11 protein-coding genes and 2 rRNA genes are annotated in these 13,173 nt (G+C 54.4%); 11 read left to right on the top strand and 2 right to left on the bottom strand.

From position 1 onward, the window contains the following. Positions 1 to 2: 2 nt before the first annotated feature. Entirely contained in the window at positions 3 to 1,205 is a 1,203-nt protein-coding gene (locus ADH66_RS19415; protein ID WP_066537396.1) for a DHHW family protein, read from the bottom strand. Between the two features lie 49 nt (positions 1,206 to 1,254). After that, complete coding sequence (locus ADH66_RS19410) at positions 1,255 to 1,866, bottom strand: hypothetical protein (protein WP_066537398.1); 612 nt, start codon at positions 1,864 to 1,866, stop codon at positions 1,255 to 1,257. A gap of 279 nt (positions 1,867 to 2,145) precedes the next feature. Between ADH66_RS19410 and rrf (ADH66_RS19405) the strand changes: the two genes are divergently transcribed. The 11 genes from rrf (ADH66_RS19405) (at position 2,146) to ADH66_RS19355 (ending at position 13,138) form a co-directional block, all read left to right on the top strand. After that, positions 2,146 to 2,262 (top strand): 5S ribosomal RNA (gene rrf / locus ADH66_RS19405). Positions 2,263 to 2,484: 222 nt separating this feature from the next. Continuing rightward, positions 2,485 to 2,601, top strand: a 5S ribosomal RNA gene (gene rrf / locus ADH66_RS19400). Between the two features lie 237 nt (positions 2,602 to 2,838). Continuing rightward, complete coding sequence (rplM, locus tag ADH66_RS19395; RefSeq protein WP_066537401.1) at positions 2,839 to 3,267, top strand: 50S ribosomal protein L13; 429 nt, start codon at positions 2,839 to 2,841, stop codon at positions 3,265 to 3,267. A gap of 16 nt (positions 3,268 to 3,283) precedes the next feature. Beyond that, a complete protein-coding gene (gene rpsI / locus ADH66_RS19390; protein ID WP_066537404.1) occupies positions 3,284 to 3,685 on the top strand; it encodes a 30S ribosomal protein S9 in 402 nt (133 codons plus the stop codon). Between the two features lie 138 nt (positions 3,686 to 3,823). Continuing rightward, the gene (locus ADH66_RS19385; RefSeq protein WP_066537407.1) at positions 3,824 to 5,293 is read left to right on the top strand and encodes a ubiquitin-like domain-containing protein; all 1,470 of its coding nucleotides are present in this window, start codon (positions 3,824 to 3,826) and stop codon (positions 5,291 to 5,293) included. Positions 5,294 to 5,418: 125 nt separating this feature from the next. Beyond that, positions 5,419 to 5,712: a hypothetical protein gene (locus ADH66_RS19380; RefSeq protein ID WP_066537410.1), complete on the top strand. Its 294-nt coding sequence runs from the start codon at positions 5,419 to 5,421 to the stop codon at positions 5,710 to 5,712. 29 nt (positions 5,713 to 5,741) lie between these two features. Next, on the top strand, positions 5,742 to 6,662 hold the full coding sequence (locus ADH66_RS19375; protein ID WP_066537412.1) for an AEC family transporter: 921 nt from the start codon (positions 5,742 to 5,744) through the stop codon (positions 6,660 to 6,662). Between the two features lie 92 nt (positions 6,663 to 6,754). After that, on the top strand, positions 6,755 to 7,381 hold the full coding sequence (gene rpe / locus ADH66_RS19370) for a ribulose-phosphate 3-epimerase (protein ID WP_066537414.1): 627 nt from the start codon (positions 6,755 to 6,757) through the stop codon (positions 7,379 to 7,381). Between the two features lie 93 nt (positions 7,382 to 7,474). Beyond that, entirely contained in the window at positions 7,475 to 7,810 is a 336-nt protein-coding gene (locus ADH66_RS19365; RefSeq protein ID WP_066537416.1) for a hypothetical protein, read from the top strand. Positions 7,811 to 8,189: 379 nt separating this feature from the next. Then, positions 8,190 to 12,398, top strand: coding sequence for an S-layer homology domain-containing protein (locus tag ADH66_RS19360; protein ID WP_066537417.1), 4,209 nt, complete (start codon positions 8,190 to 8,192; stop codon positions 12,396 to 12,398). Between the two features lie 203 nt (positions 12,399 to 12,601). Continuing rightward, the gene (locus ADH66_RS19355; protein ID WP_066537424.1) at positions 12,602 to 13,138 is read left to right on the top strand and encodes a phosphoribosyltransferase family protein; all 537 of its coding nucleotides are present in this window, start codon (positions 12,602 to 12,604) and stop codon (positions 13,136 to 13,138) included. Positions 13,139 to 13,173 lie beyond the last annotated feature (35 nt).

The following is a 13,173-nucleotide window of genomic DNA, read 5'->3' as shown; positions in this document are numbered from 1 at the left end:
TCTTAGAAAATGCTCTGTAAGCTCTCCACTGCTGATGAACTGCTGGTGGCAATAACATTTGTTAAAAGAATAACATCTGTTGCCCCCGACTCGTTGACGAGCTCCGGCACGCTGTTGCTATAGCGGCTATAGTCCACCACATAAACCTTTTGATAGTGCTGAGTCAGGAAGGGGATAAAATAATTGCCGAAGGAGTCCTGCACTACGACACAGGCAGAGTTGTCGGTTATGTCGCTGTTTTCCAGCACCTTATAGGGCTGGTCACCGGCGGCAAAAATCAGATATAACAGTGAGGAGTCATAGCCATCGCCGTCAGAAATCACCGACCAGTCCTCATATTCGACGCCGTCGCTGTCGGTGAAATTCATGCTGGTGTTTCCACCGGGGAAATAGGCCTCCACCGTGTCGTCATATAGTGCGCCGCTGGTGGACTCGCTGTAGAAACCGCCGGAAAAGCCCTCGTATTCCTGCTTGGTAAAACTGTCCAGCGCGGCGGGCTCGATACCCTTTGCAGAGCAGAAGGAGCGGTAGGCATAGTACGCGCCCAGCTGGGTCCAGGTGCGGTCACTGTGGAAATATATGTATTCGTCGCAGTGCTCCCGGAGTGGAGTAAAAAGGGGTACAGTCTTTACAGAGGAGTTAATAGCGGAAATAGAAGGATAGATATAGTCGTCTATTGCCTTGCGCTGGTCGCTGCTGTTTATACTGTTTTCAGTGAGGTAGCTCTCCTGAAGCATAACGTCCATGCTTGTTGGTATTACCATGCTGTAGAAATTTACAGAAGACGAAAGGCTTTCGGCCGCGTCGCTGACCGCTAGGATATAACTGTTGGTGGTTTCCTCATTAAAGTGGTAATAATCATACCCACATCCCCCGGCTATCATAAAGCTCCCCATGTCGGAGGGCTCGGAATCCGGGTAGAGCTGGTCGGGCAGAGCGGCGGCAGGAGTGGGCGCTGGGGTTTCCAGGGCCGAAGCAGGCTCGTCCTCAAAGGGGGCAGAGACGGCCGAGGAGGGAGCCGGAGAGGAAGACTGGCTATCGCCGTCGTCCTCCGCGTTTCTATTTAGGAAATAGACCAGCGCCGCAACCCCCGCAAGGACAACCAGAGCCAGCAGCAACCATAGGAAGCGCGGCGGGCCATTGTGGCGGCTGGGCCTGCGGACCGGACCGCCGCCGCGCCGGCGGATATATTCACGCTGCTCCATGATAAATGCCCCCTTTCCGGGCGATAGTTAAAGGATTTTGCAGCGCCGTTCAAACGGCGGGCCCATTGGACCCAAGATCGTGTGGCGGCTGCTGGGGATTCAAGGGCTGCGGCTCCTGGGGCTGCTGTACGGCCACCGGCGGGGCATATTGGGGGGCGGCAGGATACACATTCTGCTGGGGATATGGCTGCTGTGGGGGCTGCATAGGCTGCTGAGGAACGCCATAGGCCACGGGATACTGTTGTTGGACAGGCGGAGCCACGGGCTTTGGCTTGCTCTTGCCATAGATGTGGTAGGCAAGCTCAGAGAACAGCGGGAGATTGGCTTCCTCCTCCTTGCGCACTCGGAGGAGGCCAAGAAGGGAGAGCACAATAGCGGCTAGGTAAACCAGCACAAAGGCGATAGTGGCAATCACAGACAGGAAAGCCGAAATATACGGTATGTGCACCAGATTGACCAGGCTCACAGCCTGGTTAAAGAAAAACACCACGACGGAAAGCATACAGGCCTGAAGGGTCTGCCGCCCGGCCCATTCGTCCTTTTCAAGGAAAATGGCAGCCATAGCAAAGAGCAGGCAGATAAGAGGTGAATCGAGAATAACGGCGGCAAAGGCCGCGATGGGATAGAAACATAGAACGATGCCGAACTTACCTTTTTTCATAGAAAAAGCCTCCTTTATATTCAGCCTAATAAAGAATCTATACTCATAGTTTAAGGCATTGCAGGGGGCAAGTCAAGAATTTTATTCTTAACGGTTTCTGACAAAGGGATATGAGCTTATCTTCAGCTAAGATATAACATATATCTAGTGGTTTATATTTATTAGAAAGCCATATAGGCTGCATCAGGAAAATATTTTAAAAATTTTGAAAAAAGGGCTTGCATTTTAAAATCAATTGTGGTATTATATTTAAGCAGTCGGGAAGACCGACAGCGATAAGTTGGTGTTGATTACGACGAGGGTCCACCCGTTCCCATCCCGAACACGGAAGTTAAGCTCGTTCGTGCCGAAGATACTTGGCTGGTGACGGCCCGGGAAAATAGGTTTTCGCCAACACTAAGAGACAGCCTTGATAGAGGCTGTCTCTTTTACTTACCAGAAGGTTTCCCAATAAATTCTACTAGGCTGCCTGCATACAATAGAATGTGGATATAATAAAGCAGACATACAATATATTCATAAAAGGAAAAGAAATTCGGAAAAATTCAAAAAAGGGCTTGCATTTTAAAATCGATTGTGGTATTATATTCAAGCAGTCGGGAAGACCGACAGCAATAAGTTGGTGTTGATTACGACGAGGGTCCACCCGTTCCCATCCCGAACACGGAAGTTAAGCTCGTTCGTGCCGAAGATACTTGGCTGGTGACGGCCCGGGAAAATAGGTTTTCGCCAACATAAAAAGACGGCTTCATTTAGAAGCCGTCTTTTTCATTTTAAAAAAGAACTGGGCGGAGCTCATATGCAAAATGGCAGAAGAGAAAATAAGAGCAAAATAGGCTTAACAGGGAGAAAAAACGAGTTAGTCTGGGAGCCGATTAAAAAATTGGGAAAAGCTGTTGACAGACGGGAGAACTTGTGATATCATCAACAGGTATCAAGAAAGAAGGCAGTGAAAGTTTGGAGGTTTAAGCTATGTCAACTACGATGCCTAAGGCCGGGGAAGTCGAGCGTAAGTGGTACGTTATCGACGCTGCCGGCAAGCCTTTGGGCCGGGTGGCGGCCCAGGCTGCGGTACTGCTCCGCGGCAAGCATAAGGTCACCTTCGCGCCCCATGTGGACTGCGGCGACCACGTCATCATCGTGAACTGCAAGGACGCCGTCCTTACCGGCGGCAAGGCGGAGAAGAAGTATTATTACCGCCACACCGGGTATATCGGCCATCTCAAGGCGACGCGTTATGACGCTTTGATGAAGACCAAGCCGGAGCTCGCAATGCAGCTGGCCGTCAAGGGGATGGTGCCGTCCAACTCCCTTGGGAGAAGCGCCATGTCCCGTCTGCGTCTGTACGCCGGCTCGGACCATAAGCACGCGGCCCAGAAGCCGGAAGCTTGGAATATGTAAAGGAGGATGTTGAGCTATGTATGAAACCGCACCTTATTTCTACGGAACAGGCAGGAGAAAGAGCTCCGTGGCTCGTGTCCGCCTTTACCAGGGCACAGGAAAGGTCACCATCAATGACCGGGATATCGACGATTACTTTGGCCTTGATACTCTGAAGTATATTGTCCGCCAGCCCCTGGCCCTGACCAATACCGACCAGAAATTCGATATCGTTTGCCGGGTAGCCGGCGGCGGCGTTACGGGACAGGCCGGCGCCATCCGTCACGGAGTGGCCCGCGCGTTGTTACAGTTCGACGGCGAGAATCTGCGCCCCACCCTGAAGAAGGCCGGATTCCTGACCCGCGACCCCAGAATGAAGGAACGCAAGAAGTACGGCCTGAAGGCCGCCCGCCGCGCTCCCCAGTTCTCAAAGCGCTGAATTTTGGAAAAGACCCCTGGAAGCCTACGGTTTCCGGGGTTTTACTTTTTAAAATACCTATGCTTTCCAGAAAGCTTTACATTTACGGTCAATTATGATAAGATAGAAAAGCAAAAAGCAGATCAGTTAGGAGAAGAGATGTATTATAAAAAGCAAAAGAGAAAGCTATGCCTGCGGATTGCCGCCCTGGCCGCAGCAGGGGCGCTTGCCCTTGTGCTTATTGCGGCGGCAGTAATGAAAGCCACCGCCTATTCTGTTTCCGGCACTGTACTGGACGGTGAGAGTACATACAGTGTTAAGACGGGAGAGGCGGCTCCTGAATTATTCCTGACCGCTGCCAGACGCCAGGGTATGCCTGAGCTGGGTCCGTCAGATACCACCGAGTTTGATGGAGAGTCCTGCGTTTTGACCGTACTCCGGGGTGTGGAGATGAAGGTGACCGATGCGGGGGAGACGACGGCCTTTACAGCCCGCAAGGGCGCAACGGTCGGGGAAGCGCTTAAAGAGAACGGCATAACCTTGGGGGAGGAGGATATAGTTTCCCCGGACAGGGAGCTGGTGATTGCTGCTGACCTTACAGTGGATATTAAGCGTTGCTGCCATGTTACCGTCGCCTTCGATGGAAATGTTGAGAAGGTTATGCTCTATGGCGGCACGGTCGCGGAGGCGCTCAAAGAAGCCGGACTGAAGTTTACGGAGGATATGGCGTGTAATGAGAGTATAGACGCGTCCCTGACAGACGGGATGGAGATCATCGTCACTCGGCTGACGGCCTTTACGGTCACAGCCGACGGCAAGACCGGCAGCTATAAGGTCTCCTCCGGGACCGTAGGCGAAGCACTAGAAAAATGCGGCTTTGCGCTTGGAGAAGGAGACCGCTTAAATATCCCCAAGGGGCGCAGGCTTACAGCCGGGATGAAGATAGTCATACAGCGGGTGCAGGTCAAGGAGGAAAAAGAGACCCAGGATATAGAATACGGTACCCAGTATGTAACCTCCCGGGAGCTGGCAGAGGGAAAGACCCAGCTGCTCAGCGCCGGACTGAAGGGCGAGAAGGAGCTTTGCTACCGCGCCACCTACGTGGACGGCGAGCTGGAGAGCAGGGAGCTGCTCTCTGAGAGGGTAAAGAGCGAGCCGGTGAAGCAGATAGTCATGCGGGGGACGGGTCTGCCCACCGCCGCCCCCAAGCTGGAGTTTATTGATGACGGCAGCGGGGCTACCCCGGACCCAACGCCCACCGGCGGCAAGAAGCCGTCAGTGTCTGTTTCAGCCCAGGAGGGTGTGCTGACCGACCCCTGGGGCAACGAGGTATCCTACTCAAAGGCCATAACCGGCACCTGCACCGCCTACTGTATCCCAGGGGGCACCACCTCTATAGGGTTGGAGGCTGTGCGGGGCGTTATAGCAGTGGACCCAGAGATCATACCCTACGGCACGAGGATGTATGTGGCTTCGCCGGACGGCAAAATTATCTATGGATACGGCGTGGCGGGCGACACCGGCGGGGCCTGCATGGCCGGGGAGATCATAGCGGACCTCTGCTATGACACGGTGGAGGAGTGCAGTATTATAGGCCGGCGGGAAATGGTGCTGTACATTTTACAATGACAGGGACACGGAGCGGGGAGGCTCCGTGCCCTTTTTTGTGCGCTTTCCCGATTTATGCGGCGCGGGCTTGTAATTGCAGAGGAAAAAGGCTATAATAAGCCGGAGAAAGGGTGTGAAGGGTATATATGGAGCAGTATATGTATGCGGGGCTCTGGATAGCTATAGGCTTAGTCCTGATCTTCTCAATGGCAAAAGAAAACAAGATATTCATCCTGGCAGGAGCCTTTTTTCTGGTACTGGGCGGCTGGTGGCTGGCGAATGCCCTTTTGCCGGAGGTGGATCTGTTTGCCGGCGGATGGGGAATAGCCCTAAAGTGTATTACGGGGGCGGCGCTGCTGATCCTGACGGCGGCGTTCGTAAAAGAGTACAGGAAAAAGTCCGCGGAGGCCCGCAGAGACGATGAGGAGGACAGGCCGTAGAGAAAGCGGCGGGATAAGGGGGGAAGTACATGAGTGCGGTGCTTGAGGTGGTGTCCAAGGTTGCGGTAATACTTATACTTATTCTGGTAGGGTGCTTTATTACAAAAAGGGGAATGCTCACCGAGCGGGGCGCGTCGGAAATAACTACGGTGCTTATAAAACTGGTGACCCCCTGCGTAATCATCAACTCCTTCATCGGCACAGAGGGGGCCCTGGACGCCTCCCTGCTGGCCATGGCTATGGTTTTGCCGGCGCTGTGGTCGATGTTAGGCGTGGGCATGAGCTACCTGGTGTTCAAAAAGGAGCCGCTGGAGCGGCAGAAGGTGCTGAGGTTCTCGCTGATTTTCAGCAACGTGGGCTTTATGGGCATACCGCTGGTCCAGGGTCTCGTGGGGGATAAGGGCGTGATATACGCCTCCTTCGGCGTGGTGGTCTTCAATGTGCTCTGCTGGACCTATGGCTACAGCATGATGAGCGGAGGGGCCAGGCTGAGTTTAAAGACCGTGTTGCTGAACCCCGGGGTGGTGGGCCTTGCCATAGGATTGCCCATATATTTCCTTAAATTACAGCTGCCGGGAATAATAGCTGAGCCACTTGGATATATCGCGGATTTAAACACGCCGCTGGCGATGCTTGTCATCGGCTCATATATCGCAAAGGCCGACCTGCACTCCTTCGTATCGGATTTAAGCGTATATAAGGTGTCGTTCCTGCGGCTGGTGGCGGTGCCGGCAATACTGCTGGGACTGCTGGCGGTGATACGCCCGGAAAAGGACCTGTTCCTGGCCACCATGGTCCAGGCGGCGACCCCTGTGGCGGCCAACGCGGTGCTGTTCGCGGTGCAGTATAAGAGGGACTCGGAGCTGGCCTCAAAGCTGGTGGCGGTATCTACAGTGCTCTCTATAATTACCATCCCGGTGATGACCGTTATAGCCCAGGCAATATGCTAGATAGAAAGCCCGCTTTCTATTATATATATATTTTGGGGAGAGCTTTAGCGCGGGACACAACATAGCGGAGAAAGGGAAATCAGGAGGGAAATATGGTTTATATTGCGCCGTCACTGCTGGCGGCAGACTTCAGCAGGCTGGCGGAGGAGGTCGGGCGGATAGAGAGGGCGGATATGCTCCATGTGGACGTTATGGACGGGCACTTTGTGCCGAACCTCAGCATCGGCCCCGCAGTGGTGGAGGCCCTGAGAAAAAAGACAAAGCTGCCCTTTGACGTGCATCTGATGATGGAGGAACCGCTGGCGTATATAGGCGTGTTCCGGCAGGCGGGGGCGGATATAATCACCTTCCATATAGAATGCCAGGACCAGCCCCAGGCGGTGATTGCGGCTATCAAGGCCAGCGGCGCAAGGGCCGGGGTGGCCATAAGCCCAAAAACTCCAGCCGAGGCCATAGGTCCATGGGGAGAGGACCTGAGCCAAATCACGGTGATGACAGTGGAGCCGGGGTTCGGGGGGCAGAGCATGATGCTGGATATGCTTCCAAAGGTGTATAAGCTGCGGGCAAGGTTCCCACAGGCCCTGGTGGAGGTGGACGGCGGCGTGAACCTGGAGACGGCCCCGCTGTGCAAGGCGGCGGGGGCAAACATACTGGTGGCGGGCACCTCTGTGTTCAGAGCCCAGGACCCGTATCTTGAGATGCGGTGCCTTGCGATGTAAACGCCCCTTCTGGCAGGCGGGTATTTTAAAGGGCACAAAGGGCGCGCCGCGCACATAGTATATGCTAGAAGCAAGGAAAAGGGGGGGCTGCCGGTGAAGTTGAAAAGGCCCCCGCAGCCCCTGGTGTTCATGTTCGACGGGCCCACCGCCCTTTGCGCGGCTGTGTCTGAGCTTTACCGCCGGGAGCCGAAGGCCCCTTCGGCACTGTGCGAGTGGCGCGGGAGATACTACCTGCAGGTGGGCGCGCCCCTTAACGGACGCAGAAGGCTGGCGGGCGTGGGGGAGCGCTGGGGGCGGTGCCTGGGGGCGAGGCCGGTGTTATACGCCTTTTGCAGGGAACACGGCCGCGAGATAAGCCAAAACGCCGTGGCCCAGCTGGGCGGGGCCCTTCTCAGGCAGGGGAAAAGGGGGAAAAAAGGGGAAGAATAGGAGCCCCGGCAGTTGCGCCGGGGCGCGTTTTATGCTATAATTGAAGAAGAGAGGAAAAACCGGGCAGGAGAAATCTGTAAATATGTACAAATATGAGCTTTGGCTTTTGGACAGCACCTCCAGTCCGGCCAGAGTCTTCCATGGGAAAGCCTGGAGGTAGTGTCTAAATATGGAGGGAATTTTAATAGGAAATTGCGTGAAAACCGCATAAATGCAGGGGTTAAGCATAGTCTGCCCTTTTTTAAGACAATTATGTAAATATAAAAAAAGATGAAAAAAAAGCTTGCATTTTTCGTCCCGAGGGATTATTATATAAATAACTTCCACTCGCCGGCAAAAAAGAGCCGGACGAGAATCTAAAATTAAGAGGGTTGAAATCATGAACAAAAGCAAGTTCCTGAAGAGATCACTCGCGGCGCTGTTGGCCATACTGATGGTCGCCACGATGATCCCGAGCGCTTTTGCTGCCGGTGAGGATGCACCAGAGATCTTCGTCGACAACAGACGCGCCACTTGTGATGGTACGAACTACTCCATCACAATCTATGACACGGACGACGTCCTCATCTCTTGGACGCCCATCCCGGGCACCAAGATGCGTGTCGTTACAAAGGACGGCATCGAGAAGGACCTGGACGCCAGGATCTATCTGCCCGAGAACGCCGCGTTTGATGGCAAGGACACCTACACCATCAAGCTGCAGGAGATCGTGGGCAAGAATGCTCCTATCGACCATAACCTGTCCATCACCATCAAGAGCACCAAGCCCACCAATGAATGCCGTCTGGGCGGCGTCCGCGTGGACAAGACCAGCGGCAAGTACAAGCTGGGCTATCTGGGCGACGGCACAAATGATGTCCTTGGCTACAGCAACAAGGTCGAGGATGACGGCATAGAGGCTCACGCCATTGAGGGCGTTGTGAGCGGCAACACTGTCACCGTCACCCTGCCCTTCGGCATGACTCCCGAAGATGTGGGCTTTGACGGGGCCGGCATAGCTAACGACATCACCGCCACCGCCGTTTTCGCCCCCCTGTCCGTTGTCGCCAAGAGCCACTATACTTATAACAGCGCCACCAAGACCGGCTCTGTGCGGGTCACCGCCAAGTCCGGCGCGACCAAGACCTACACAGTCAAGTTCGAGAGCGAACAGGTTTTTGAGAGCTTTGAAGGCGCCACCAACCTGGCCGATTTGGAGAATGTTACAAAAATCGACACCAATAAGGCTACCGCAACCAATGGTTATGTGTACTCCAGGTATACTCTGAAGGTCAACAAGAAGGTTGCTGACCCGACTTCAACAACCGCCACCTATACATGGGTTCCCGAGTTTGTGCCCACCGAGCGTGCACAGCGTATTATGGGCGTTGGCGAGGCGTCCAGGGATACAAGTGCTACTACGCTGAAACTGGAAAAACAAGCCAAGGCAAATGGTGCAGCAAACAGCGGCACAGAAATCGTTAATTTTACGACTAGCGCAGTTACATCACCCGCCAACAGCAGTATGCTTAGACTGGTAACCAGCGGACATGCCAAATGGGATATAAACGCAGGTCAGATGATTACTGGTAGTCCCGACTACGTCTATCTGCTGGTTCGCACCAAGGCCAACCCCTCCGGCGCTTATGTCGAAGTACAGCTAAATCCTGTTCTGAACCCCGCTGCCGGTCCTCGCATCACTGAGATCCAGGCGGCCAACACCCTGAGCAGCGAGAGCGCGGCTTTCGTGGCCGCAGACGCTACCTCCATCGACGTTGTGCTTGACAAAGAATACGGAGACGAGGCTGGCGGTTCTGAGACCCAGGGTGACAAGACCGACATAAGCAAGGTCTATCTGCATGTAAGCACCGACACGAACGCTTATGTGCGCATCCCCTCTCAGGAGGCCAACAATCCTGCTGTGTCCTCCAGCAGCTGGGACAGCCAGACCCCTTCCACCCGTCACCTGCTGAGGAACGTGAACGCCAAGGACGGCTCTGTTACCATCCAGATTACTGACGCAAACGGCAAGAATCCGCGCAACTACCGCGTAAACTTCAGAGTTGCGACCACTAACCATACCGAGCTGGAGCGCGTGGCGCTCTACACAGCTGACGGCGTGAAGGTTGCCGAGTCCATCAAGCAGGCCGATAAGACCGCCCCCAGAGAGCTGGAGGTTCCCTATGAGTATTTCCCCACTGCTGGCGATGTGAGCCAGGATCCCACTGGTACTGTTGCTGGCCATCCTCTTGCCAATCTCTATTTGTGCGTATTCCCCAGTGACGGTGCTGCGGTTGCTCCTGGCAAGTTACCGACTACTATTGATGTTAGCAATGTAGCAATCAATAGCAGCACTAATAGCCAGAATCCCGATCTCTTTGAGAACGGTGTTACTACGGTTGGTGATGTTTGGAACAGCAATTTCGTTGAGGACAGCGCTGGCAATGCTAGTTCTGACTTTGGCGATACACTGTTTGTTACCGTAAGCAACGCTGGCGCTGGCACAGAGGAAGAAACCTATCAGATTGTGCTCAAGCGCAAGCTGCCCAAGACCGAGGCCGAGCTGGATAGCGTTGAGACCAACAAGGCCCTGGACGCTAACTATGTTTACTCTCAGGCCAACACTCTAGGCAGAGAGAAGATGGGCCAGAGCTATGAGCAGCCTGTTGGGACAGCTGCCCCGAATCCGGCGGACATCGGTCAGGCCTACATTGCGGCCAAGGACATAGCTGGCAATGATCTGCCTGCTAGGATTTCTGGTAACGACATTATTGTCACTGTTCCCGCAAATTGGGACGCGAGCACCGATACTTTGTATTTGACTAAGCTGGTGCCGTCTGCCGACACGAAGAAAGTTTATCGGAGCGTCTTTAATGCTATGAGAGAGAGCTCCGCCTCTGGTACATCAATAATTGAGGCCAGCAAGTCGGTTCTCGTACCAACTGAGCAGAAGGATCAGACTCAGAATGATGTGGCCCTTCGCGATTACGGTGGTACGGTAAACCGATTCAAGAACCTTACTGTGGTAGGCGGCGGCGCTGAGGAGCAGAACATCCTGTACGCTGTAAGCGAAAGGGACTACTGGAACAATCCTGGCCTGAACGGTGCTGACCCCGCTGATGTTAATGCACTGAAGACCTACTCCACCCCCTATGAGGTGCACATCGAGTACGCTCCCGACAACAGCGAGGAGCGCGAGCTGAAGGACGTGCAGAGCGCCAATCCCGCTCTGGCTACCGCCAACTTTGACGCCGAGTATGGCCTGATCACCATCTCCGTGCCCGACTCCACCGACTGGTCCGACGGCTACCGCGGCGACCGCAGCAAGAACTTCAAGCTGAACTTCACCGCTTCCGCTGATGCTCTGATCATCGACAAGTATCAGAAGGAACTGAACGACGGCGTTGCCAATGCAAAAGCCGCCTCAGCTAACACCAACAACACTAACTGGGCAGGGGCTGCAACAGGACGCTATGCGATAGCCGGTGCCACCCCCACACCTGATGAGACCAAGGTTCTGAATGAGTACTGGCGGCAGCTTAACGTCCGCGACCAGATCACCAATGACACCGAGTTCTTCGTGCTCAACGGCGAGCTGTACATCTATGACCCGCTGACCGGCTATGAGACCCCTGTCACTGGCGTAGGCGGAAAGTTCACCAACAACAACTGGGCCACCATCAAGAGCAAGCAGGCTGAGATCCAGGTCTATGACGCACAGCAGAACGATAAGATCACCTATCGTCTGGACCTGAAGGTTGGCAGCAGCCAGCCCGTCAGCGGCGATAACACTCTCAGCTCCGTGACCGCTGATGGCCATGCCGCCACCAAGTCCGGCAACGATTACACCGTGTATGTTCCCGAAGGAACCGACATGAGCAAGGCAAAGCTGTCCCTGCTCACCACCGACTCGGGGGCACGCGTTACCTCTGTCGACGGCAAGACCTATACCGACGGCATGGAGGTTGACCTGAGCGAAGGCAAGACCGTGAGCGTGGTGGTAACCGCCGCCAACGGCGCTTCCGCCACCTATACCATCAAGTCCGCGTACGGCAGCGCGCCTGATCCCTGGACCAACCCCTTCACCGACGTGAGTGAGGACGACTGGTACTATAACGCTGTGAAGTATGTGAACCAGAACGGCCTGATGGATGGCACCTCTGCCACCAAGTTCAGCCCCCGCGTCAACCTGACCCGTGCTCAGTTTGCTCAGATTCTGTATAACGCAGAGGGCAACCCCGACGTGACCTGGACCGATAAGTTCAGCGACGTGAAGGAGGGTGCCTGGTACGCCAAGGCGGTTATCTGGGCCGCCGAGAACAACGTCCTCGCCGGTTATGCCAACGGCACCGCCCGTCCCAACAGCATAGTTACACGCGAGGATCTTGTAAGCCTGCTGTGGCGCTACGCGGGCAAGCCCGCTCCCACCGGCACTACTCTGGACTTCTCCGACGCGAGCAAGGTCAGCAGCTATGCTAAGGACGCCCTGCTCTGGGCCGTTGAGAACAAGATCATAAGCGGCAGAGCTAATGGTGAACTTGACCCCAAGGGCAATGCTCAGAGGGCCGAAGCCGCTCAGATGCTGATGCAGTATTTCAGCAATAAATAAGGTTTCAACTCACCTAAATTTTATGATTACCCCATAAAGGCAAAGGGGGCGGAGTTTTCCGCCCTCTTTGCTGTTGGTTTAAAAATTTTCCCGCTGTCACAAATTGCAGTTGCGGGAACAAAAATTTTATGATATAATTTTCTCAAAGGTCAGTTTGAGAGGGCAATATTCAAATTACCACTATTATTAAGGAAGTGTTTTCCATGAGCGTATACAAAATGACCATTGCCGGGTGCCAGCGCCAGCTGCCTATCTGCCCCATCAGCGACAGCCTGGATATTGCAGGGTTTGTCATGTTCGGTGACGTTGAGGTGACAGAGGCCGCCGCCAAAGCCCTGATGGAGAAGTGCCCGGAGCACGATGTGATAGTGACCGCCGAAAGTAAAGGCATCCCCCTGGCCTATGAGATGGCCCGTATTGGGTGCAGGAATTATGTGGTGGCCCGCAAGGGGATCAAAGCCTATATGGAGGAGCCTATACACGTAGAGGTCAAGTCCATCACCACTGACCATGTTCAAAAGCTCTATCTTTCCAAGGCCGACTGTGAAAGCCTCCGGGACAAGCGTATTCTGATAGTGGATGATGTTATCTCCACCGGCGAATCCTTGGCGGCTATTGAGGAGCTGCTCCACTCTGTGGGCGGACAGGTGGTGGGCAAGGCCTGTGTGCTGGCCGAGGGAGACGCCAAGGATCGCACGGACATAATTTATCTGGAGCCCTTGCCGCTGTTCTTTAAGTAAAATGTCCTATCTGCCCTTTGCCTGGATTGGTATAA

Source organism: Acutalibacter muris, assembly GCF_002201475.1.
GTDB classification, from domain to species: domain Bacteria; phylum Bacillota; class Clostridia; order Oscillospirales; family Acutalibacteraceae; genus Acutalibacter; species Acutalibacter muris.
The sequence above is the reverse complement of the archived record's forward strand: the minus strand, read 5'-3'. Positions and strand labels throughout refer to the sequence as shown.

Excerpts from the sequence above, each read along its gene's own strand:
- ADH66_RS19360 (WP_066537417.1), top strand. The coding sequence starts at position 8,190 with ATGAACAAAAGCAAGTTCCTGAAGAGATCACTCGCGGCGCTGTTGGCC.
- rpe (WP_066537414.1), top strand. The coding sequence starts at position 6,755 with ATGGTTTATATTGCGCCGTCACTGCTGGCGGCAGACTTCAGCAGGCTG.
- ADH66_RS19410 (WP_066537398.1), bottom strand. The coding sequence starts at position 1,866 with ATGAAAAAAGGTAAGTTCGGCATCGTTCTATGTTTCTATCCCATCGCG.
- ADH66_RS19375 (WP_066537412.1), top strand. The coding sequence starts at position 5,742 with ATGAGTGCGGTGCTTGAGGTGGTGTCCAAGGTTGCGGTAATACTTATA.
- ADH66_RS19380 (WP_066537410.1), top strand. The coding sequence starts at position 5,419 with ATGGAGCAGTATATGTATGCGGGGCTCTGGATAGCTATAGGCTTAGTC.
- ADH66_RS19355 (WP_066537424.1), top strand. The coding sequence starts at position 12,602 with ATGAGCGTATACAAAATGACCATTGCCGGGTGCCAGCGCCAGCTGCCT.
- rplM (WP_066537401.1), top strand. The coding sequence starts at position 2,839 with ATGTCAACTACGATGCCTAAGGCCGGGGAAGTCGAGCGTAAGTGGTAC.
- ADH66_RS19385 (WP_066537407.1), top strand. The coding sequence starts at position 3,824 with ATGTATTATAAAAAGCAAAAGAGAAAGCTATGCCTGCGGATTGCCGCC.
- rpsI (WP_066537404.1), top strand. The coding sequence starts at position 3,284 with ATGTATGAAACCGCACCTTATTTCTACGGAACAGGCAGGAGAAAGAGC.
- ADH66_RS19415 (WP_066537396.1), bottom strand. The coding sequence starts at position 1,205 with ATGGAGCAGCGTGAATATATCCGCCGGCGCGGCGGCGGTCCGGTCCGC.